Genomic DNA, 23,949 nt, shown 5'->3' with positions numbered 1-23,949 from the left:
CCTTCATCCTTCATCCTTTTCCCTCCTGCCATTTCTGGTGATTCTGTAAAGATTGTGGCAATTAGCGGTAGTTTGAGCGGATCGTCGCTAGCTTAGGTCGCATGGGAATCTTGCCGGAGGTACTCTGGGCGCGAGGAGAGTCTTTGCCGCCCAGATAGGTAGGCGTGGAACTAAATTCACGATACTTTCCGGAATTGCCTCATGGGCGGCTGATTCTCTAAAGGAACCTGACCTGGGGTTCATTGGCTGAAACTTTGTGACATCATGCCTAAAACAACGCCTACAACCGAGCTATATCTCGTCATTATTGAGACTTCTAGCAATCAAGACTATATTTTTTCCACCAATAAGCTCAGAGAAAACATTGGTGCATCTGAACTTACCTATCGGTCGGGCACTCAGTGGGTTTTAGAGGCGATCGCCGCTCCGGCAGAACAGCGAGGCTTTGAAGTTTGGACGGATTCTACTCGGCTCAGGCAGATTCTTCTCGACCCGGCTAAGAATCCTCCCATTGAGGAGTCCGATCAGGCGGTTGAAATTCTCACTGCGGCCTCCGGGAAGGCGTTGTTCCTGACAAAAACTCAGGAAGTTGCTCAATCCATTATTCGGGAGGTAACCCGCCGGGCATTGGTTGAGGCCCCTGGGTTAACCATTGCCGGGGTTTATGAAAAGGTGGGGACTCTGGGCAAGCATGGTGCGCTGGCAGAAGCCATCCAAAAGGTTCATCGCAAGCTGGAAACAGAGCGATCGCATTTTCCCTCCCCAGAAAACCGCTTTTTGCGGCTGCCGATTGTGGCGGAGTGTACTTCCAGTGGGTTGCCCGCCAGTGCCCGCGTGCCAGAGGGAGGCAGGCACCGCGCGATTTCCCAGGTGAATCATGCCAAGTGGTTATTTGCGCCCAAGGCTAAAGAGCGCCTAGCAAAGCTAGATCCACGCCTAACGAGACAAATTGATCAGCTGGTGGATGAGGGGCAAAAAGGTGATCAGGGTTCTGCCGCCAGTTCTGGCGATAGACTCCTGAAAGACGACGCCACATCTGACCCGCGCTCCTGGCTGGGGATTGTCCATGCCGATGGCAATGGTTTGGGCCAGATCTTCTTGAACTTTGAGAGATACCTGGGTGACGACACCAGCGATCGCAACTACATCAACACCTATCGCAAATTTTCCCTGGCCCTGGATAAATGCACAGAAGCGGCATTCATCCGGGCATTAGATGAAGTGTTTCCGGCAGACAAGAAAGATGGGGCGGTGCCAGTGGTGCCGCTCATCCTCGGGGGGGACGACCTCACCGTGGTCTGTGATGGGCATTACGCTCTGGAATTTACCCGAGCGTTTCTTCAGGCATTTGAGCAGCAAACCAAAGCTCATGAGAGCATTGCACCAATAGCGAAAGCCGCGTTTGGTGTGGATCGGCTTTCGGCCTGTGCTGGTGTGGCGATTGTCAAGCGTCACTTCCCCTTCTCGGTGGCCTACAGCCTAGCCGCAGAGCTGATTCGCTCCGCCAAACAGGTGAAGCAACAGATCACCTGCCCGCCAACCGACAAGATTTCTAAGGACACCCCCTTTCCCTGCTCCGCCCTCGACTTCCATATTCTCTACGACACCACTGGCATTGACCTAGAGGCGATCCAGGCTAAGCTCACGCCCGAGGCGCAGACCCGGCTGTATAACCGCCCCTACATCGTTAGCGACTTGGAACACCTCCAGCAGGCAGAGGGATATGCCTGGGCTACGCTCCACGACTGGGAAACATTGAACCAACGGGTTCAGTGGCTGAAGCAGGGCAAAGCTCTGGGCGATCGCAAGGAGCAGACCACTTCAGAAACCACAGAACAGAAACATCCGCCGCCGCTATCAAGCAGCCAATATCACCTCCTGCGAGAGGCCCTGTTCAGGGGTAAAGACGCTGCCGATGCCCAGTATGGGCTGATTCGCCAGCGCTACGACCTGGCCAAATTCGCCGAATCTGAGGCTAGGGACTCTCTCTTCCACGCCACCACTGACGACTCTGGAGAGGTATTTGTTACCTCCTTTTTAGATGCCCTAGAAGCCATGGATTTCTTGAAAAATGACAAGACTGACCCAGTTCAACAGCCAGAGGGGGTGAACTCATGAGCCTGAATCCTGCGACAGACTTCACTCTCAAAATCTTGATGGAGAGCGACTGGCATGTGGGCGCAGGGGCGGGGCGGGGTGAGATTGACCGCGTTGTGCAACGCGACACAGACGATTTGCCCTATATTCCCGCTAAAACTCTGACGGGCATTCTCCGAGACGGCTGCGAACAGGTAGCCCTGGCCATAGATGGCGGTGATAGCCGGGGAACATGGCACCAGTGGGTGAACCTGCTGTTTGGCGACCAGCCCGCCCTACTCGATCCTCAAAATCAGGAGCAAGACCAAGAACAGATCGAACAAATGCCTCGTCCGGCCCTGCTGCAAATTCGCTCTGCTCGGTTGGATGCAGTTCTTCGCGAGGTGCTTAGGGCTAAGCCTGCGCTGAAGCCCGCGATCGCCTTTATGAAGCCTGGGGTAGCGATCAATCCAGAGACAGGGTCGGCTATGCCAGACTGCTTTCGCATCGAAGAACTGGTCAGAATGGATGCGGTGCTGACAGCGAACCACTGCGCCCTTGATTTTTCTGAAGTGCAACTCACTGAAGATCAGCAAAAAGCCGCCTATGCCCTGGTGGTGGCTGGAGCAAAGATGGTAGAACGCCTGGGCGGCAAGCGGCGGCGGGGCAACGGCCTGTGCAAGATTGAGCTAGATAGCAAATCGACTGAATGGCTCGAATGGCTACGTGCTCACCACACTAAAGTGGGTGTTCCGCCTCAGTGGTATCCGCCTGAGCTCAAAAATACCGGCTCCCATGAGCCTGCCCAAGATTCGACCTGGTGGGCGATTCCCCTCACCCTGACCACCACCTCCCCTGTTGTCATTCCAGCCCGCACTGTGGGTAACGTGGTGCAGACCTTAGACTTTATTCCAGGGCGGTACCTGCTACGCTATCTGCACAAAACCCTGGGAGGGCATATCAACCTTAGCCAGGCGATCGCCAGTAGCGAGCTAGTGATCACCAATGCCACCATTGCCGTTGAGGCCACCGCTGGTCGCCCCACCCCTCTCTGTATCTTCAGTGAAAAATCCAGTGGCGGACTGAGTAAGGGCCAGGGCATTTACAACCGCTTTGAAGAAGCTGATCCCGGCAACGTTCAAATCAAAAGTGAGCGCAGCGGCTATGTGGGGCTAACGGATGGCGCTGAGCTACCAGCCTACAAAACTGTTTCTCTAGAGCTGTTTACCCACAACACCATTCAAGATAAGGTACAGCGACCCACCCGCGAGGTGGGCGGCATCTATAGCTATCAGGCAATTCCGGCGGGTACCATCCTGCAAGCAGAGCTGCGGCTTCCCGATACTCTCAAAGAACAGTTAGACAATACCTCTGGCGATTGGTGGCAAGCGCTCAACGGCCAAGTATCCATTGGGCAATCGAAAAAAGACCAGTACGGCGTGGTGCAAATCAGCCCCCAACCCCCAGTGAGTCAGCCCATCAAGCCTGTCGCCAACAAGCTGCTTTACGTCTGGTGCCTGTCGGATGTGCTACTGCGGAATTCCGCCTTGAGTTCCACTACATCGCCTAAGGATTTCAGATCGGCATTGGCTGCTGAGCTGGGGGTTGAACTACAGGAGCGTCCCGAAGTCGGGCTATTGTCAGTAATGATGCGATCGCACCGCACTGAAGCTTGGCAGGTGCGCTGGGGCTTGCCCCGCCCGTCGATGCTGGGCTTTCAGGCGGGGAGCTGTGCAGTCTATGAAATCGAAGGCGATCTACCAAAGCCTGAAAAACTAGCCGAGCTTGAGGCCAGGGGCATCGGCGATCGCCGGGCTGAAGGCTACGGCCAAATTTGCTTCAACGACCCATTGCTGATGACCGCCCTGGCAGGCAAAACACGCCAAGCGCCGACATCCCATCAACCTGGCACAAGCTTTACCCCCATTGCTAAGGGACACGCCTCCTTTGAGTACGCTCGTTTAATTGAGCGGGCGGCATGGCGAGAGATGATTCAGCAAAAGGCCTTTGCGATCGCCGCCGATGCCACTGCCAGGGAGCGCATCCTCGGCATCAAAATTACTCTGGATAAGGACAACCAACCCAAAAGCCATCCACCGATGAGCCAACTGGGCAGCTTACGTTCTGCTGTCGGTCGCCTGCTGGGACAGAATGCTCAAAACCCCGTTCCCCAGTGGTTAACAGCACTGGAGAACGTAGAAAACCGCGAAGCCAAATGGCCCCAGGGCAGTCTAGATACCATTCGACAATTATCAGCCACAGAGGAGGACCGGGTGTGGGCGCATCTGGGGTTTGACCAACCAACGGTGGACAAGCTGACCATCACAGCAAACGGCGATCAGGAGCTGCGTACAGAACTCTGGGCCGAGGCGGTGCGAACCCTGGTCGATGCCATTATTCGGGCACACAAACGCCACCTCGAAGACCTCGCAAGGCGTTCTCTCCCCATTCCCCGCTAGGGCAGACACATGGGTCTGCCCCTACATCTCCCTCTCCCCCTCTCCCCCTCTCCCCCATCTCCCAAAAACCATGGCCCGCAAAATCGAAACCCGCTGGAAAATCTCCACCACCCTCACCGCCCTGACCCCGCTGCATGTCGGGAGCATCGGTGGCGATGTCGACACTGACTTAGCCCTAGCGGTCAATGGCCGAGGCCACTATTATCTCCCTGGCACCAGCCTGGCCGGTGCCCTACGCGGCTGGATGGCGCAATCCAGAGACCTAGATCAGGTGAGGGATTATTGGGGCGACCATGACAGCGAGCACCGGGGAGCCAGCTTTATTTTGGTGGAGGATGCCGAAATCACCCTGGGGAAAGGTCAGCGCATCGAAATTCGCGAAGGGGTCGGCATTGATCGCTACACCGGGGCCGCCGCCGAGGGGTTTAAGTACAACCGCGCCATTTTGCCCAAGGGTGTAAGTATTCCCCTCGAAATCACTCTGGATTGTCAGAAAAGCCATGACCCCGCCGAACTGTGGCAGGTGCTGCAAGCCCTAGAGCAGGGCGATATTCGCATCGGTGCGGCCAAAACGCGCGGCCTGGGGAAAGTGCAGCTCACAGACATCCAGATTCACCGTCAAGACCTCAACAGTGCTGATGGGCTCTTCGAGGCTCTGCTGGATCAGGTCTCTCCTCAAGACTGGAACCAGTTAAGGCAAGCTGCTCCCTACCTGCCCCCCGCCCGACTTAATTTCACCTTGGGATGGGAACCCCGCGACCCGGTCATGGTTAAGACCGAGGGGGATGGCCTGGCGGTGGATATCTTACCTCTGGTGAGTCAGGTAGATGCGGGGGTGCGGTTCGTGATTCCAGGCAGCTCTATCAAAGGGGTGCTACGCGCCCATGCAGAGCGCATTGTTCGCACCGTGTGTCATTTGGAGATTGATTCAGAGACAAAATTCAACCAGCAACTGCAAGTTCCTCTGGTCGAAATTCTTTTTGGCTCCGCCGAGAAAAACGAACCCCAGCCCAATAGCAAAAAACCAGAGTCCCAAGGGAAGATTGGTGCCCTGGCGGTGGATGACTGCTACGCCACGTTAGAGATGACTGCTAGCAATTGGGCAGCGGTAGAAAATACGCCCAAAGCAATCAACGGTACCTTTACCCAGTTCGAGAAAACCTTAGCGACAGCATTGGGCGGTAGAGACAAGCCGTTTCAGACGTTGCAGCCTGCCATGCATGTCGCCATTGATCGCTGGACGGGGGGAGCTGCCGACAGCATGTTGTACAGCGTTTTGGAACCCATTGGCGTTTCCTGGGAATCCATTGGCCTATTTCTTGACGTGGATCGGTTATGTAAATACCATCCCAAGATCGTAAAGCCTGCGATCGCCCTTCTCCTGCTAGTGCTGCGAGACTTTGCCCACCGCAAAATTCCTATCGGCTACGGCACCAATCGCGGCATGGGCACGGTGAAGGTGACTGAGATGGTGGCCCAGGGTACCGGCCTTAATGGTTTAGATGAGCTGGACGGCGAAAAGACTATTACACCAAATCTCGATAGTCTGGATGACTCGTTATTAAATGATCTCACCCAGGAATGGCAGAAATGGGTTGATGCTCAGAAGGAGGCCACATGACTACTCAAGAAACCACCCTGTATCGCTACCGGGCCGATGGGCCAATGTCCTTAATAGATGCGATCGCAGCCTGTCAGAAGGCACTAGAAGGTGCGATCGCCCTGCTCTATTCGCCCCAGAGCTGCACCTTGGCACGGCTGGCCCCCGATGGCACGCTCCGGGATGCTGGTGATCGCGTCCTTGACCTGACTGACGTGTTTGAAGCCCGCCTGTTTAATGCTGTTTGCGAACTGCGTTGGCTCAACCGCCTGGCTGGGGTGGGAGATGCAGCCCTGATTGCAGAAACCGCTCAGCAGTCCCTAAACGGATTTGCAGCCACAAAACCTCAAGCCTGTGAGTGTCTGCCGCAGCAGTACCTACTCTGGGGAGAGAGAGCTAGGAGCCAGCCCAGTGCTGAGTCTTGGCAACGCTTGGCCGATGCCCGCATTGGTAAGCTCGACATTCCTTTGGCTCAGGGTTTTGCGCAAGATCAGCGGGTTTATCTGAAAACTCGTGAGTATCTGGACGCTGTCGATGACTACGGCAACGTGGCGGTGATTGAAGAACGCTTGGTGAAACTGGAGGTAGCCTGATGACAACGACAGGAACGCTAAAGCTCAAAAGCAAGACAAATAGGAGAGGTAATACCACCAAGAGCATTGAGTTTTTCTTCACCAATGCTAAGGGCCAGTATCGCTCACTCAAGTTTGAGTCGATTCCTCCTGACCAAATTGCTGAAGCCCTGCGCGAAAAAATTGAAGATACCCCCAGCGGTACCCTCCAGGTGGACTTTGAAGAGGAGGGCGATCTTGTCCTCAAGCTGCGCGAGGCGGGTAAACCCTGGAAGGATGCCAGCCTTACAGCGCTCACCGCACGCATCCAGCCGGTTGACACGCCCAAAGCGGTGAATCCTGATTTCTTTCACAACCCCTACAACTTTGTGCCAGCGCTACCCCGTGATGGAGTAGGAAGTGAACTGGGCGATGATAAACCCAAAGGCCACGGGCGCTACCTGCCCAATCGTTGGACGGGGCGTATTGCCGTAAAGCTCACCACCGTCACCCCGCTGCTGATTTCCGATGCCGCTGAGATGAGTGAAGATGCCAATGGTCATAAAACATTCCCGGTTCGCATCGGGGCTGATGGCAAGCCCTACCTGCCGCCTACCTCGATTAAGGGCATGTTGCGGTCAGCCTACGAAGCAGTGACTAATTCAAGGCTCTCGGTGTTTGAAAGCCATGACAAGCTGTTAGCCTACCGCCTCCCTGCTAAAGAGGGGCTAAACATGATCCCGGCTCGAATTGAAAGTGGTCAGGTTTGTTTGTATCCCGGCACATCACGCATATCTAACGATGGAAAACCTCAATATGGAGATCCCATGTATGCTGCTTGGCTACGCCGGTGGGACAGAAGTAGCACTGGCCTAGATAGACACGCGATTACCCTTGCTGGCAGCAGCCACCTCCCTATACATAAACAACGGGTCAAGTTTTGGGCCGAAGAATTTTCTAAAGGGACAACTTTTAAGTATTGGAAAGTTCGCAAAGTTGTCCCCTATGGCCATGCACTAGGACACCATCCTCCCGCCACTCGCCCTGAAGGCTACGGTCAGCACAGACCGACTGGCAAGCCCATGCGTCAGTTTGAGGGATATGTCTGTGTCACCAATAAAAACATTAAAAACAAGCACGATGAGCGAATTTTCTTTGCCACAGACAATGAGGTCAGAATTCCTTTATCTGACAACATGAGAAAACGCTGGAGCAATCTAATTGAAAGCTATCAAAATAATGCTGACTTTAAGAACGGCCTGCCGTGCCCTGCCGCATTGGGAGGTACCGCCGGTTGGTCGCGTCAGGTGACAGAAGGAGACAGCGAAAGACAACTTTCAGAAGGTACCCTCTGCTATGCGCGTGTTAGTGAAAATGGGTCAATTCAAGACTTATACCCGGTCATGATTTCTCGCGGCCTATATGAACTTTCCCCGTCGGAAATAATTCATCCCAGCCTTAAACCCGCTACAGCATTTGACCAGCTTTCACCTGCTGATCGCGTTTTTGGCTGGGTCAAGCAAAAGGGCAAAGGTTCCTACAAAGGCCATTTGCGGGTTCATAGTGTCACCTGTCGAAGGGAAGATGCCATCGAGGATTTTGGCGATGAAGCAGCAACGGTTCCCCTAGCGATTTTAGGGCAGCCTAAGCCCGAGCAAGTCAGGTTCTATGGTGCAAATGATGCCATGGGAAAACCCTTTGAAGAAGGTGATGACAAAGCCGAGGGATATAAATACGATGACCAAGCTCTGAGGGGGCGGAAGGTTTACCCTCATCATTCTGGGTTACCCACCAGCTATTGGAATACGCCAACGGAGGATAGAACACAAATCCCTGACAACGGCCACTATCAAGAATATCGCAGGCCCTGTAAAGATGAGGCGGAAAACCTAGACAAACAAAATCGCTCTATCAAAGGCTGGGTCAAACCTGAAACAGAGTTTGAATTTGACCTAGATGTCAGCAATTTGTCTTCCGTTGAACTGGGGGCCTTGCTATGGCTACTAGCCTCGCCAGACATTCATTACCACCGCTTGGGCGGCGGCAAGCCCCTGGGTTTTGGCAGCGTTTGGCTAGATATCAACTGGAAGGAAACAGATCTGAGGCTAGGGACCGACTGGAACCAGTTCTACCGATCGCTGATGCCTGTTTCAAACCAGGGCGCTGACGCAGCAGAGTGTATTGATGAATATAAAAAGGCTGTAGCAACCGCCTACGGCAAAGGGCAAAGATTTGAACAAATCTCTTTTATTGCGGCTTTTTGCCGTTGTAGCAAGGGCTTTGAAGACAATGCCGCTGTTCATTACCCACGCGCTACACCAGACCCAACACCTGAAGGAGAAGCTTTTGAATGGTTTGTCAACAATGAGAAGCGGGCAAAACTCGCCCTACCCGCTCTAGCTGACAGTCGTCCTGCCAGCCTTCCCTTGCATCCATAACGGGAAAAACCAGGATCGCCATACAAAAGAGGTTGATAACTGATACATCAGCGTCTCAAAAGTTGCCTTTGTGTAAACGTTTTTGCGACGGTATAGACATCACTAGAGTAGCGCTTGATACAGAAGCTCTTTTTTTGTCAAAATGTTGCAGAACGTTTCGTTTCTATGGCCAAATCTCTAGAAATCGGCTATTCTTAACCTAAAGCTCCCGTTTTTGAGGGGGTCTTCCGATCCTTGAAAACCGCATAGTCTCGTTGACCCCCTCAGATGCCTTTCCGTACAAGGGTTTCAGCCCTGTCTGAGGGTGGTTTATTGACAGCAATTCTCGATTATTTGACCCCTTAGCCGACCCCCTCAGATTTGGGGTGTTGAAAGCCTTACAAGTCAAGGCTTTCAGCGCTAGGGGGTTCAAATCTCATTACCCCGCAAGGGGACGGAAACTGAGATGACCGATATCCTTGAAAGATTGACCCAATGATGGTTCAAATCTCATTACCCCGCAAGGGGACGGAAACGATGAAGTTAATTGAAGGCGGAGTGAAATTTACAGTTCAAATCTCATTACCCCGCAAGGGGACGGAAACCATCCCTGAAGTCCTCGATGGAAGCAACATTAGGAATGAAGAGGTTCAAATCTCATTACCCCGCAAGGGGACGGAAACTGGATGACATCAACTGGAGCTGAGGGTGGATCTCCTAGTTCAAATCTCATTACCCCGCAAGGGGACGGAAACGGGTAATATCGAACGTTAATACTCCTACGATGTCTACTCGTTCAAATCTCATTACCCCGCAAGGGGACGGAAACCTTTTCTGTAAACACGCTGTGAGATTTGATCCCATTGTTCAAATCTCATTACCCCGCAAGGGGACGGAAACGAAGTAGTTGTTAACCACTCCGCATGTGAAGTAACTAGAGGTTCAAATCTCATTACCCCGCAAGGGGACGGAAACTTCGAGACGAGCGCTTTGGGCGCTGTATTCAAAGAAGGGTTCAAATCTCATTACCCCGCAAGGGGACGGAAACCGGGAGCTGACTAGTTGACTAATCTCGGTTTCATCGGGTTCAAATCTCATTACCCCGCAAGGGGACGGAAACCAGAAGCGTCAGGGGACAGACCAGCGACCGCAAAGTTCAAATCTCATTACCCCGCAAGGGGACGGAAACTATCTTGGGTCGTCCAAGGGGACGAGAAAGCTTCGGGTTCAAATCTCATTACCCCGCAAGGGGACGGAAACTTAGGAGAACTCGCGAGGTGTTACCCCGTAGTTGCCCGTTCAAATCTCATTACCCCGCAAGGGGACGGAAACGCGACGGGGATAGTCTTATAAAAAACTACCCATAGAAGTTCAAATCTCATTACCCCGCAAGGGGACGGAAACGATGATGTCGAACTTAGAGTAACGCTTTTTGTTCAGAGGGTTCAAATCTCATTACCCCGCAAGGGGACGGAAACCTACTATCTACCGCATAGCTAAGAACTAGCCCCCAACTCGTTCAAATCTCATTACCCCGCAAGGGGACGGAAACACTTGTAGACCAGATTGATCTACTTTGAGGTAAGGTTCAAATCTCATTACCCCGCAAGGGGACGGAAACTTCGGCATGGACCCGAGAAACTCTATCGGCCAAGTTCAAATCTCATTACCCCGCAAGGGGACGGAAACTGTAAGTAGATAAAACTCTTCCCTTTCACTGAAATGTTCAAATCTCATTACCCCGCAAGGGGACGGAAACGTTTTAAGTAATACGCTCCCTCCCCGCAAGGAGTGAGTTCAAATCTCATTACCCCGCAAGGGGACGGAAACAAAAACTAACCTTTCTTGCTGGGAGTGGTGCTATTGTTCAAATCTCATTACCCCGCAAGGGGACGGAAACGATTGAGACCCCACAAACGTGCTATTGAAAGCACCGTTCAAATCTCATTACCCCGCAAGGGGACGGAAACTAGGTCTATGTGGGCTCAGCTGAGCAGCATCAATGGTTCAAATCTCATTACCCCGCAAGGGGACGGAAACTTGGACCACCATACCAATCATTAGCAGAATACAAGTGGTTCAAATCTCATTACCCCGCAAGGGGACGGAAACACTGCGAGAGCAGCTTCTTCGTGCTCCAATTCCAGGTTCAAATCTCATTACCCCGCAAGGGGACGGAAACTCTATCTTTATTACCTCTCTCGGGATTGGGGGGGCTCGTTCAAATCTCATTACCCCGCAAGGGGACGGAAACAATGTTTGCACCGCGCACAGTAAACATGATCCCTGTTCAAATCTCATTACCCCGCAAGGGGACGGAAACATAATGGGGGTAGACTAAGGGTGGGATGGAGCTTTCCACCGTTCAAATCTCATTACCCCGCAAGGGGACGGAAACTCTTGCACCATTTCAATTACCCCATGGAATTCGCTCGTTCAAATCTCATTACCCCGCAAGGGGACGGAAACACTAACTACTCCGCAATCCAGCGGAAGTTATGCGGAAGCGTTCAAATCTCATTACCCCGCAAGGGGACGGAAACGTGTGCCTGCTGGTACTCAGTGACACCTTGCGCGTGTTCAAATCTCATTACCCCGCAAGGGGACGGAAACCTGAGTCGACCGTAACTAGAGAGCCAGAAATGCGTTCAAATCTCATTACCCCGCAAGGGGACGGAAACCTACACCTACGTGAAAGGCGATGTATCCAGGCAAGTTCAAATCTCATTACCCCGCAAGGGGACGGAAACTATTCCCAAGATTGCTGTCTCTCTTTAGGTGTGCGGGGGTTCAAATCTCATTACCCCGCAAGGGGACGGAAACGTAATTAAAAAACGAAGAGAGAAAAACGAAAATAGAAAATTCGTCGTCTACCTTAATTGCGTTGGCAGAACCCTTTCGTTCGTCGTTCTTCCTTTTTCTCTCTTTCTCCCCTGGGGGACGGAAACGTAATAAAAAAACGAAGAGAGAAAAACGAAAATAGAAAACTCTCTGCCCACTTCGAGCATGTAGGCCAATTCTTTTCGTTCTTCCTTTTTCGTTCTTACCCAAAAACGCCCGGTTTGTCGTGTTAGTTGGCGAAATGGGTGACAAGGTAGATTAAACAATTGAGCCTGTGTGATGGAAACATTTTTCGTTAGCTACACCTCCCACGATCGCACCTGGGCCGAGTGGATCGCCTGGACGCTAGAAGAAGCGGGCCATTCCGTCATCATTCAAGACTGGGATTTCCGCCCTGGTGGTAACTTTGTGCTCAATATGCAGCGGGCCATGCAAAAGAGTGATCGCACCATTGCCGTCCTGTCTCCCCACTTTTTGCAGGCAGAATACACCCAATCAGAATGGGCCTCGGCCTTTGCTCAAGATCCACAGTCTATCAAGCGCAAGCTGATCCCTGTCCGAGTGGCGGACTGCAAACCAGATGGACTGCTCAAGAGCATCGCCTATGTTGACCTGGTTGGTTGCTCACAGGTAGAGGCAACAGAGAAACTGCGGCAAATGCTGCACGATCGGGCAAAGCCCTCCCAGGCTCCAGCCTTTCCAGGAATAGGTAACGTACACCACGACGCTTCTATCGCCCCTGATTTTCCTGGCGATCGCAACCTAGACACCCCTGCCCCCGCCACCAGTGTCAGCCTGGGGATCTATGGTTGGGATGGCCCCCAGACCGATCCACCCCCGATGGTTGAGCGAGACTGGCGGCGCTACTGCGATCGCGATAGCCGCACCGTACCGACCCCAGAGCTGTGGGAGACTGAGCTATTTGCAGATCTCAAGCAGGCCAAACAAGACCTGGCAGAACGCTCTACCTGTCGAGCCATCGAGCTATCGGGCAACCGCCCTCTGACCATGACCCTGGCGATCGGGGCCACCTTCCCGGCGGTAGCGGGCTATCAACTGCGGCTTCAGCAATTTACCGACAATCAACCCGCCTTGTGGCACCTCGCTCAACCCTCTGAAGCCCGTCTGCGGGTTCGCCAACAGCAGGGAGCCCCAGGGGATGACCTGCTCTTTGCCATCAATATCAGCATCCCTACGGGTGAAAATTTCATCAACCCAGCTTGGGAAGAGATCCAGGAGTTTTACACCGACCATCCAGACCAGTTCACTGGCCTAGTTTACGTCGAACCGGAGGCAGGGGCAGGGCAAAATGCGCTTCAGTCGGGGGGTGATGCCTTGGCCTTGGCGCTCCACGCCAAAGAGTTGATCCGGCAATATCGTCGCAAGTACAAGGCTCAACTTCTCCACCTGATTTTGGCTTGCCCGGCTGGTTTTGCGCTTAGTCTGGGCCAGCAGCTCAATGCGGTCGGCAAAATTATGGCCTACGAGCGTACAGAAAACGGTAGCTACCAAGCCTCGGTATGCTTACGAACTGGCTAGTATTGCAAGGCAGAAGGATGTAGGGCTTTGCCCGCGCGTAGCAGACAGAAAGGGGTTACTTGGATTGTAAGGCCTTCCAACCGCATAAATGGTAGCTCTATTTCCGCCCAACCGCATAAATGGTAGCTCTATTTCCGCCTCAGTGGACTAGGCGCTTCGAGCTTTCGCATCGTTCTCTTTACCCGCATTCTCGCTGGGTTCAACCGTACCATTACGGTAAAGACCGGTAATTCCTCTGACTCATTCCCCTCTGCACAAGTGGGCACAGTTAGGGAAGCCAATGCGCTTTCCTGGAATTTTAACTATGTCATTATTGTATCTCACCCAGCAGGGGACTCGGCTGCAAAAAGAGCACGGTCGCTTTCTGCTGTCGCTGCCCGATCGCACCAATGTCGCCATTCCCATGACCGAAGTCGAACAGGTGATGGTGTTTGGCAATATCTCTCTTACCACCCCCACCATTGCCGCCTGCCTCAGTCGCCACATTCCGGTGGTGTTTTTGTCCCAGAGCGGCACCTATCGCGGCCACCTGTGGAGCGCTGACTACGACGACCACCGGGCGGAAGCAGCCCAGTATGCCTGCCGCGACGACCTTGCCTTTCAGTGGGCCGTGGCCCAGGCGATCGTGCGGGGCAAAGCCTGGAATTCAAAGCAGCTCTTGCTCAAGCTCAACCGCCGCCGCCAGCTCGACACCGTTGCCCTGGCCATTCGCCGCATCGATCGCGACCTGGCCGCCATTGACCAGCTCAGCGCCACAGAAACGGGCCTCGACCAGTTGCGCGGCCACGAAGGGGCGATCGCCGCTCACTACTTCCCGGCCTTGGGTGAGCTGATTGCCAACCTCAACTTTAGCTTCACCACCCGCGCGCGCCGCCCCCCCACCGACCCAGTCAACGCCCTGCTGAGCTTTGGCTACATGCTGCTGTTCAACAACGTGCTCAGCCTGCTGCACTTGGAGGGGCTCAACCCTTACCTGGGCAACTTACATCGGTCTGACCGCCACGAGGCTCACCTGGCCTTCGACCTGATGGAAGAATTTCGCTCACCCATTGTCGATACCCTGGTGCTGACCCTGCTCAACCAGCAGGTCTTCAAACCCGAGGACTTTTTGCCCCCCAAGGCCAACGGAGCCGTCTACCTCGACGACACCTCCCGCCGCCGATACCTGCAAGCCTTTGAAGACCGCATCATGACCACCCTCCACCATCCAGATGCCCCCGACCCCGTCCCCTACCGCCGCATTATCCAACTCCAGATTCGCCGCTATAAAGCCTGCCTGCTCGACAATGCGCCCTACGAACCCTTTCGCCGCGAAACATAGCAAGAAAGGCAGAAGGCAAAAAGCAGAAGGCAGAAAAGCCCCCTCTCTCCCCCTCTCTCCCTCTCCCCCTCCCCCTCTCCCCCTCCCCCTCCCCCTCCCCCTTTCATCCTTCATCCTTCCCCCCCATGCTTGCCCTCGTTGTCTACGACATCCCCGACAATCGCCGTCGCTATCGGCTCTCTAAGCTGCTAGAGGGCCACGGGCGACGGGTGCAGGAGAGTGTCTTTGAGTGCTTTTTAACCCAATCTGAGATGGAGCGGCTCTATCAGCAGATCGCCGGGCGGCTCAACCATGAGGAGGATAATGTGCGGATTTACTGGATCCCGCCAAAGGCAATGGCCAAGACAAAAACGATTGGCAGCCCTAAACCCGAGCCACCGCCGTCGTCATATATTTATTAAGGGACGCTCGACAGAATCTGAGCTTGTGAGTAAAGTAGGGTAATAAACCCACGCAGGTGGTGTGTACCTCGAAAACCTAATAGTTTCATTAACCTCCGTGGATAGACTAGCCTGTAGGGGTTTTAGGCTGTTCGTCAGATACTTTTTTGTGGTTTATGGGGTAAAACTATGGCAGGAAATGTACCTCCGTGGTTTCACCCCTCTAGAGTCCTCCCTGCATAAGGTTTTCAGAGCAGGGGGCCTTTCAAACCACTTCCCCGTAAGGGGACGGAAACGTACTTATAAGCTGGCCCTATCAAACCCTCAGCTACACACTTTCAAACCACTTCCCCGTAAGGGGACGGAAACGTAAGACTAGAGCCGAAGAATCCGCTTACTACGCCTTTCAAACCACTTCCCCGTAAGGGGACGGAAACTGCTGAACGGTACCCTACGTCGGGCGTTCGACTTCGACCTATTCACGCTTTCAAACCACTTCCCCGTAAGGGGACGGAAACAATTCTCCAGCGATCCGGTTTATCTCTATTTCGTTCTTTCAAACCACTTCCCCGTAAGGGGACGGAAACTGGAGGACTATGTTGCTTGCACCATGTTCTGTGAGACTTTCAAACCACTTCCCCGTAAGGGGACGGAAACCGCTAGTAGCTCGATACTTGCCGCGATTCCAAGGCCCTCTTTCAAACCACTTCCCCGTAAGGGGACGGAAACAACAAAGACTCTGTAGGTTGAGTGTGGTGTATCTGCAAAGTAGCTTTCAAACCACTTCCCCGTAAGGGGACGGAAACAATGGAGTTCCCTAAGCGGGTCGCCACCCTCAAATACTCTTTCAAACCACTTCCCCGTAAGGGGACGGAAACTTGAGCAAGCTGGCCTAGCCTAATGCCGAAACCTAGCTTTCAAACCACTTCCCCGTAAGGGGACGGAAACGTTGGTGGTGGAGGATTGTGATTGTTAGGGATGTTGCCGTCTTTCAAACCACTTCCCCGTAAGGGGACGGAAACACTTGGCGCTCGCCGTGGGTGTCGCAGTTGGGGACCACGATTTGGGCTTTCAAACCACTTCCCCGTAAGGGGACGGAAACAGTCACCATCTGGGACGGTAACACCTCGCTTGACCGCACTTTCAAACCACTTCCCCGTAAGGGGACGGAAACTCACGTCTGTCTTCACCGCCAACACCCCCGGCGCATTCGGCGTCTTTCAAACCACTTCCCCGTAAGGGGACGGAAACATGGAGGTCAGCACCTCTAGCAATGGCAGCGACTGGGCTACGTCTTTCAAACCACTTCCCCGTAAGGGGACGGAAACCTTTGAGCTTAGGGTTTTCATTACTTCGTAGCCTTCCCCTTTCAAACCACTTCCCCGTAAGGGGACGGAAACATCGCCTGGGCTAGGGCGGTGGGGAGGTTAGGCATTAGTAACTTTCAAACCACTTCCCCGTAAGGGGACGGAAACTATCGTAAGGCGGGTCAAGCCGGTCTATCCCTAGCACTTTCAAACCACTTCCCCGTAAGGGGACGGAAACTCGCCCCGCTACTCTCCCTGATGCCGTCCTTGCCCCTTTCAAACCACTTCCCCGTAAGGGGACGGAAACTTTCCGCCCCTACAAAGAAACCTATCCCCAGCGCTATCCCCTGATGCAGGCTTTCAAACCACTTCCCCGTAAGGGGACGGAAACGAAGTCGGTTTCAATAGTAATGCAGTACTATAGGGTAACTTTCAAACCACTTCCCCGTAAGGGGACGGAAACAGCCAGCGTAGGGGGGTGGTCATGGGTCACTCGCCTGTCAAATTCTTTCAAACCACTTCCCCGTAAGGGGACGGAAACTAAAGCGCTGGGTCAAGACCAGGCTGGGGTCAGGGTCAACTTTCAAACCACTTCCCCGTAAGGGGACGGAAACATTTGGGGTCAGTCGAGTCGATGAACACTTAGGGCATTGCATCTTTCAAACCACTTCCCCGTAAGGGGACGGAAACTTCAATGGCGCTCCACACCCCAGAGAACTCGCCCTCTATCTTTCAAACCACTTCCCCGTAAGGGGACGGAAACTACCACCCGGCCGCCGGATTATCAGAGTCATCCTCTAAGCTTTCAAACCACTTCCCCGTAAGGGGACGGAAACCATCGGTGTTAGGCATATTGAATTCATCAGCCGCACTTTCAAACCACTTCCCCGTAAGGGGACGGAAACGTGATGTCGGGCTGTAATGGTTCACGTCGGATTGATTCTTTCAAACCACTTCCCCGTAAGGGGACGGAAACAGGCGATTAAGTGTAGGTTTAGTGTCGTCCTTGTCCGACTCTTTCAAACCACTTCCCCGTAAGGGGACGGAAACTCGCTCCGGGTCCGATTCGCGTCGGGCACGGCCAAGAACACTTTCAAACCACTTCCCCGTAAGGGGACGGAAACTCTAGGCTTCGACTTGGGACCCGTCGGGTCTATGTCAGGCTTTCAAACCACTTCCCCGTAAGGGGACGGAAACATGGCTGAGTCGATTTTAACAGATAAAATGCCTTCTACTTTCAAACCACTTCCCCGTAAGGGGACGGAAACAATAGTTCATTTTCGATATCAATACCTGGTGGTAAAACTTTCAAACCACTTCCCCGTAAGGGGACGGAAACCAAGGTAAAGGGACAACCTATTGTGCCTGATACGTCAGCTTTCAAACCACTTCCCCGTAAGGGGACGGAAACTATCATGGTGCCAGATTCTTCTAATTGAGTCGCTGAGAGTCTTTCAAACCACTTCCCCGTAAGGGGACGGAAACCTATTTCTCGGGTAACTCGACCAAACCAGTTCACCCTTTCAAACCACTTCCCCGTAAGGGGACGGAAACGTGGTAGACGTGGTCCTCGACTTGTAAGTCGCCCCAGAATCTTTCAAACCACTTCCCCGTAAGGGGACGGAAACTCAGCGAGAATGGCGAAGAAGCCTACGCAAAAGACGTCTTTCAAACCACTTCCCCGTAAGGGGACGGAAACCGCCGAGACGACCTACGGTGGGAATGATGATTTCCTCTTTCAAACCACTTCCCCGTAAGGGGACGGAAACGGACTAACGCGGGAGGAGTGCCACCTCATACAACTCTTTCAAACCACTTCCCCGTAAGGGGACGGAAACCATCAGCGCGTCGTTGAGCGATTTGGATGTCTCGTTCTTTCAAACCACTTCCCCGTAAGGGGACGGAAACATAAACACGTTCGATTTCATCTACGCTGCCCGTTGAAGAACTTTCAAACCACTTCCCCGTAAGGGGACGGAAACAATATCGGCAGCTGTAAACAAAGGTGGTGGGAATTCGCACACTTTCAAACCACTTCCCCGTAAGGGGACGGAAACTTCAGCTCTGCCTTCGCTAGCATCCGAGCTAGCGTACTTTCAAACCACTTCCCCGTAAGGGGACGGAAACATAATACTTACCAGTTTTTCCGTGAGACTTTCCTCGGAGGATTCATCTTTCAAACCACTTCCCCGTAAGGGGACGGAAACCCAATCAGGGTGTGTTATAATGGAGTTAGTTTAGTCTTTCAAACCACTTCCCCGTAAGGGGACGGAAACCTCTGAGTCACAATGTAGGGTTGCGTGAATAAACGCGACTGCTCTTTCAAACCACTTCCCCTTAAGGGGACGGAAACGTTTTTTAGCCCGTTGCCATACTTGCCAGAAGGCATTGCTTTCAAACCACTTCCCCGTAAGGGGACGGAAACTATAATAGGCATATAGCATTTTGCCAGTGTCATATTTGACGAAACTTTCAAACCACTTCCCCGTAAGGGGACGGAAACGAACTGGTTCTTAAACCATATCTTGGCTTCAGTGTGTAACTTTCAAACCACTTCCCCTTAAGGGGACGGAAACCCGGTGCAGGGGGATGGCATTGCGGATCAGTTGGCGCTCTTTCAAACCACTTCCCCGTAAGGGGACGGAAACTTTTCTATCTCTACCCAGTGACACAAAGCACCCCGCGCCGCTCTTTCAAACCACTTCCCCGTAAGGGGACGGAAACACATACAACGAAAAGATCCCAGGGTTCTTAAAGAACCCTGGGATCTGGTTACAGAGAGCTTTACCCCATCCCTCACAAGGGGGCGCTGCTAAGATTATTCGCTACGATCATCCTTCTCCCTCACCGCTCGCCGCGCCAGCTTGCTGTAGGTCTTTGCCGTCTCATAGGGAATGTCCAGATCCACCGCGATCGCCTGCAATGAGTCCCCCAGCTCCCGCCGCGCTAAAATCGTCGCCCAGGTTTCCGCCGAGTCTTGGGCACGGTGGCCGCCGGTACGCTTCTTCTGGGCTACAAAAAAGGTCGTGAGTTCATCAATGCGATCGGCCAGCAGTTTTTGGGCCGCTGGTTTTTCCTGGGGGGCTACCTGGCTCAGGTGCCAGCCCAGGCGGGTTTGGCCCAGGCCAAAGGTGGTCTTGTGCCCCGTACCGCAATAGGGGGCATAGTGGCCCAGGGTATAGAACAACTGCACATACTCCGGCCTATCGTCAGCCTTGGCACCTAACCCATAGGTCACCGCCCCGGTAAACCCCGTCACCGAGCCCCGTTTACCCGCTGCAATTTTCTCGCTGGCCAACTCGTGGCGCTTAAACACCACATGGTCATCCACCCAGTCCAGAAAGTCGTCTTGGTCCACCGGGCGGCGGGAAAACTGATTCCAGCGCCGCAGGTAGCTGTGGAACACGTTCCTGGGCCAGGGCAGGGGCAGGTGGTGCCCCTTGCGCCGAAAGCTGGTGGGGCTGACAAAGGTGAGGCTGAGGCTACGCCCTGGCTCCACCGCCGCCAGTTTGGCATAGGTGGTCGGCGGTTGGGCCAGGAGGACCCGGCGAACGGTCAGCGGCGCATTTTTCAGGGCCACCACCTCCGGCAATTGCTTTAACCACGTCGACAGTCCCGCCACCACTGGCTTGGTCAATCCATTTACCTGCCACTGATAGGTCTTGCCCTTTTGCAGGTACAGACTGCGGCTCTGGGTCGAAAACCGACCGCTCAGCCCCGAGATGTTGAAGGCTTTGTCCGTTTCGCCATCGTGCAACTGCGCCGACAAGGCCGGGTCAAATGCTTGAAGCTGTTGCAAAAACCAGGCGTGCAGACCAATGGTGTATTGCGGGTAGAGCTCGTAGGCGCTGTCGGCCCACAGGTCAAATCGCAGGCTAATTAGCTCAGTTTGGGCAGGCCACAGGGTTTTGGCATTCAAGTCTAGCTCAGTTCTGTCGGCGGCTTTAGAGGCAGCTTTGGGCATAGGGTCACCGGAATGCTTAGGCCCAGTATATTTCAATCCTCTCGGGGGGAAGCTAATGGTGCTTAAACTCAGATCAGAGTAAGTGTCAGACGCAGCACTTCAAGAGCCGTCTATTTCAAGCTCATTTTGCTGTTGCTTCCTAGACTGTTGGGCCTCATCGGAGTGCTGCTGCCCCGCGATTTTCACCATGTGCTGGGAAAAAGCGAGCGCCTCTTTCCTTCCCTGCTTATCATGAATTAACCTCACCGTCTCGCTCCCTGCCACCAGCATCAGCGTTACCTCCTTAGCCGAGCACCCATCCCGCAACGCCCGCTGCGCCACCCGTAACTCCAAACTCGCCGACGGCAACCCTGCCGAATACTGCTCCCACCGCGCCAAAAGCTGCTCCCTTGAATTCACCTTTGGCGGTTCTGGAGCATCTACCCGTTGCTGCTCTCGTCCAACCGACCTTCCAACCGCTCCAGCGAGGCGATCAACTGCTGCTGCAAGGCCAACTCGGTCTTGAGTTGCCCGTTCCAACTGCTCAAAGCTGCTATCAACAGCCGCAACTGCTCCTGCAAGGTCACCTGCGCATCGGCGGAGGTCTCGTCGCTGACGATACGCTGCAATTGCTCGACCAAGCGCTCCAAGCTCTGGTTCCAGTGCTGCGGCCACATCGCTAAATCCTGCCCCAAGGTCTGGACGTAGTCTTCCAGGTGCAGCACCCGCTGGGTGTTGACGCAAATCTCGGCCCGCAGCGGCTCTAAGCTGCTCTGCAACACGCTGGCCAATACGCTCTCCCACTGCTCTGGGGTCAAATCTGGGGATGGGTTCTGGTTGCCGTTGTTCCCGTTCGAGTAATTGTCCATGGTTCATCACCTGTTGAGTTAAAGGCACGTAGTCACTCACGTTCTCCTTGGCCCGCGACACCTGGGCCAGTCGCACCAGGTCGGCCTGGCTGGTGGTGTACAAGGTCACTGCCCGCTTGGCTCTAGAAATCGCCACATAAAACGCCTCTCGATTTGTCGTTTCCCCCAGCAGGGCCAGCACCCGCTCCGCCGTCTTGCCCTGGCTGCTGTAGGTGGTGCTCACCCAGGCGTAATCGATGTACTGATTCCCACCGAGGTTGATGGTGGAGGTTTGCCCCGCCCCGTCCCAAACCGTCGCTGTCCCATTGGCCTCCAGACCCGTCACCACAAACCCCTGCCCATTGCGGATTCCGGCTTTGGGGTTATTGCGTGTCCACTTGAGGCGATCGCCCACTGCGATCGGAATCGCTTGCGTCGTGTACACCGTCTTGCGCGGACACTCTGCCGGATCGACTGACAGCACCGATCCACCTGGTGTCTCCAACACCACCTGCTGAGCCTCGGCATTCACCGCCACCACCCGGTACTGCTCCCCCCGGATCAACCCCTGCTTCCGATAATCCTGAATCGGCACCAGCACATCGCCCACGTCATAAGCTTTGAGATAACTGGCCTGGGCTGTAGTCAAATCCTTGCGACGCAAGCTCTGCATCACAAACCCGTCTGCGCCCAAAGCTTCTTCATCCTGTAAGCCAGCCCGTATCGCCTGAGTCAGCGCCAATCGCTCCGCATTAGTTCCCGCCAGCACCAGCGTGAACTCCCGCTCCTCCGACGTCAGCTCCAGATAATCGGCGGCTACCTGCTGAATCCGCTCCTGGTTCTGCGTCCCTTCCTTGACATAGCCCGCTTGGGCCAACAGTTCAATCCCCTCCCTGACCTGACCCTGGGCCACCAACTCCACAGCAGATCGCAGCACTCCAGTCTGCTGTCGCCGATGGGTTTCCAGGTAAGCGGTCGCCATCCCCGCCGCCTGCAAACTTTTAAAGGGATTACCGGCTTCTACCGCTGAGAGCTGACGGGTATCCCCGACCAAAAGCACCCTGGCCTGCTCCAACGTCGCTCGTCGCAAGAGGGCATGAGCATCCTTCATGCTCAACAGCCCCGCCTCATCCACAATCCAGAGCGTTGGATTTGGGGGGGCATCCAACGGTTGGGACACCAAAAGACCAGCGACCGTGGTAGTTTCAATCCCCAGCGACTCTCCCAGTACATGGGCGGCTTCAGCACTGGGGGCCAACCCTCGGATCATGTAGCCTTGCCTCTGAGCCAACTCTTTCAGCACACTCAAGGCATAGGTCTTGCCTGCCCCCGCTACTCCCTGCCACGCCATCACTTCATCCGGCGTGGTCACTGCGACATCCACCGCATGTTGCTGCTCCGGGTTCAGGGAGTGGCTCATCAGACCATCCAACTGGGTATCGCTGGGGACAATCGGTACCACCTGCCCCTGTCCCTCTTGCATTAAACGGATCGTGTTGAGTTCAAGATTCAGTGCTGTCTGGGTGGTGAACTTGCTGTCGGCGACTCGAATGAGTTCGGGGCTGTGGGCAATGGCTCCCTCAATCGCCTCAAACCCTTGCACCCCCAGCTCGTGCTCAAACACAAACCGCTCCAGCGTCGTCCGCCGAAACACCGACTCCCGTTCCCCACAGTGCTGGATCGCCGCGTCAATTACCAATTTGGCTGATGGCTGATCACCAACTATCTGAGTAATGCCCTCCGGCAACTCCGGTAGCTCCAACCCCTTCAACTGAATCAGGGCATTCCACCCTCGTTGTAGCAATCCCTCATCCACCTCCTTGGGCTTCCGCTTCCGCGATACCAGCGTCGCCGTCTCCCGCATCGCCCGGTTATTCTCAGATCCCGTCGCTTCCCATTCCTCGATCAGCTTCAGAATTTGCTGCCGCCGGGTCGAGAATGCCTTCAGCAGTTCTGGCGAGTACCCAGTCAGTTCAAACTGCCCGTGGGCTTTAGGCTCAATCTTGTATCCCTGCTGCTTCAGCGCTACGGCCAACTCATTCTGGTAAATCTGACCCAGGAGCTTTTGGTTGGCGATCGCCGCCTCATTGCTCAAGCTAAACCATCGCCCATCGGCCAACTGCGTCGCATTCATCACCACACAATGGCTGTGCAACTGCGGCTCCGCCTCCCGACTGGTGGCATGGGTAAACACCGCTGCCGCGATATTGCCCGTCGTCACTTTCGTCCGACCCGCTTCCGTCGAGATCCGGGTCTGGGCATAGCGCTCTTCCAAAACCGCCAAGGCCTTGGCCACCGCCTGATGATGGGCCGCTAACACCCGCTCGTCTTGCTGTACCAGGGCTGCAATGCTGACGCTCTTAGGGGCACTAAAGGTAAAGTCTGTTGCCGCCCGCCGTTTTTCAGGGTCAATTGCTTTCCCAGTTAGGGATTGTCCCCCTGGAGCCTGTCCTGAGAGCATCTGGCTGAATTTCTGCTGATTGACAACCCCAGCCAGCCCCAACGACGCAGCCCCTTTGCCCATCCACTTGGTTGGATGAGCCGCTTCTTCCGCCGAGTAATAATCTTCTTTCGTGTAATAGGTCTCCGCTTGAGCGGCAGACAGGTTACTCGTGGAAAGCATGGAGAAACTGGGTTAAAAACACGACGCTACCCTGGAGCGATAGC

The 23,949-nt window shown here is 54.3% G+C and carries 10 protein-coding genes and 2 CRISPR repeat arrays; of the genes, 8 read left to right on the top strand and 2 right to left on the bottom strand.

All coding sequences use genetic code 11. The features are described 5' to 3' along the window. Positions 1-264 precede the first annotated feature (264 nt). The 8 genes from E1H13_RS12285 (at position 265) to cas2 (ending at position 15,205) form a co-directional block, all read left to right on the top strand. Positions 265-2,118 carry a hypothetical protein gene (locus E1H13_RS12285; RefSeq protein ID WP_169613711.1) on the top strand — a complete coding sequence of 618 codons (1,854 nt, stop codon included), beginning with the start codon at positions 265-267 and terminating at the stop codon, positions 2,116-2,118. Continuing rightward, positions 2,115-4,535, top strand: coding sequence for an RAMP superfamily CRISPR-associated protein (locus E1H13_RS12280; RefSeq protein ID WP_206070410.1), 2,421 nt, complete (start codon positions 2,115-2,117; stop codon positions 4,533-4,535). The genes E1H13_RS12285 and E1H13_RS12280 overlap by 4 nt, the downstream gene beginning before the upstream one ends. 70 nt (positions 4,536-4,605) lie before the next feature. Further along, on the top strand, positions 4,606-6,156 hold the full coding sequence (locus E1H13_RS12275; protein ID WP_169613710.1) for an RAMP superfamily CRISPR-associated protein: 1,551 nt from the start codon (positions 4,606-4,608) through the stop codon (positions 6,154-6,156). Further along, positions 6,153-6,728, top strand: coding sequence for a CRISPR-associated protein Csx19 (gene csx19 / locus E1H13_RS12270; protein ID WP_169613709.1), 576 nt, complete (start codon positions 6,153-6,155; stop codon positions 6,726-6,728). The genes E1H13_RS12275 and csx19 overlap by 4 nt, the downstream gene beginning before the upstream one ends. Continuing rightward, the gene (locus tag E1H13_RS12265) at positions 6,728-9,124 is read left to right on the top strand and encodes a TIGR03986 family CRISPR-associated RAMP protein (protein WP_169613708.1); all 2,397 of its coding nucleotides are present in this window, start codon (positions 6,728-6,730) and stop codon (positions 9,122-9,124) included. The genes csx19 and E1H13_RS12265 overlap by 1 nt, the downstream gene beginning before the upstream one ends. Before the next feature lie 406 nt (positions 9,125-9,530). Then, positions 9,531-11,926: direct repeats of the CRISPR family, unit length 35 nt; unit sequence GTTCAAATCTCATTACCCCGCAAGGGGACGGAAAC. A 297-nt stretch (positions 11,927-12,223) separates the two neighbouring features. Beyond that, positions 12,224-13,483 carry a TIR domain-containing protein gene (locus E1H13_RS12260; RefSeq protein ID WP_169613707.1) on the top strand — a complete coding sequence of 420 codons (1,260 nt, stop codon included), beginning with the start codon at positions 12,224-12,226 and terminating at the stop codon, positions 13,481-13,483. A 304-nt stretch (positions 13,484-13,787) separates the two neighbouring features. After that, entirely contained in the window at positions 13,788-14,804 is a 1,017-nt protein-coding gene (cas1, locus tag E1H13_RS12255) for a CRISPR-associated endonuclease Cas1 (RefSeq protein ID WP_169613706.1), read from the top strand. A gap of 125 nt (positions 14,805-14,929) precedes the next feature. Then, a complete protein-coding gene (gene cas2 / locus E1H13_RS12250) occupies positions 14,930-15,205 on the top strand; it encodes a CRISPR-associated endonuclease Cas2 (RefSeq protein WP_169613705.1) in 276 nt (91 codons plus the stop codon). A 241-nt stretch (positions 15,206-15,446) separates the two neighbouring features. Then, positions 15,447-19,215: direct repeats of the CRISPR family, unit length 34 nt; unit sequence CTTTCAAACCACTTCCCCGTAAGGGGACGGAAAC. Between the two features lie 94 nt (positions 19,216-19,309). Here the strand turns inward: cas2 and cas6 are convergent. Continuing rightward, positions 19,310-20,455, bottom strand: coding sequence for a CRISPR-associated endoribonuclease Cas6 (gene cas6, locus E1H13_RS12245; protein ID WP_169613704.1), 1,146 nt, complete (start codon positions 20,453-20,455; stop codon positions 19,310-19,312). Between the two features lie 99 nt (positions 20,456-20,554). Continuing rightward, on the bottom strand, positions 20,555-23,905 hold the full coding sequence (mobF, locus tag E1H13_RS12240; RefSeq protein WP_169613703.1) for a MobF family relaxase: 3,351 nt from the start codon (positions 23,903-23,905) through the stop codon (positions 20,555-20,557). Positions 23,906-23,949: the final 44 nt, after the last annotated feature.

The organism is Nodosilinea sp. P-1105 (assembly GCF_012911975.1).
Classification (GTDB): domain Bacteria; phylum Cyanobacteriota; class Cyanobacteriia; order Phormidesmidales; family Phormidesmidaceae; genus Nodosilinea.
This window is presented reverse-complemented; position numbering and strand designations above follow the sequence as displayed.

Coding starts and splice junctions, on each gene's coding strand:
- E1H13_RS12285 (WP_169613711.1), top strand. CDS start 265: ATGCCTAAAACAACGCCTACAACCGAGCTATATCTCGTCATTATTGAG.
- E1H13_RS12280 (WP_206070410.1), top strand. CDS start 2,115: ATGAGCCTGAATCCTGCGACAGACTTCACTCTCAAAATCTTGATGGAG.
- E1H13_RS12275 (WP_169613710.1), top strand. CDS start 4,606: ATGGCCCGCAAAATCGAAACCCGCTGGAAAATCTCCACCACCCTCACC.
- csx19 (WP_169613709.1), top strand. CDS start 6,153: ATGACTACTCAAGAAACCACCCTGTATCGCTACCGGGCCGATGGGCCA.
- E1H13_RS12265 (WP_169613708.1), top strand. CDS start 6,728: ATGACAACGACAGGAACGCTAAAGCTCAAAAGCAAGACAAATAGGAGA.
- E1H13_RS12260 (WP_169613707.1), top strand. CDS start 12,224: ATGGAAACATTTTTCGTTAGCTACACCTCCCACGATCGCACCTGGGCC.
- cas1 (WP_169613706.1), top strand. CDS start 13,788: ATGTCATTATTGTATCTCACCCAGCAGGGGACTCGGCTGCAAAAAGAG.
- cas2 (WP_169613705.1), top strand. CDS start 14,930: ATGCTTGCCCTCGTTGTCTACGACATCCCCGACAATCGCCGTCGCTAT.
- cas6 (WP_169613704.1), bottom strand. CDS start 20,455: ATGCCCAAAGCTGCCTCTAAAGCCGCCGACAGAACTGAGCTAGACTTG.
- mobF (WP_169613703.1), bottom strand. CDS start 23,905: ATGCTTTCCACGAGTAACCTGTCTGCCGCTCAAGCGGAGACCTATTAC.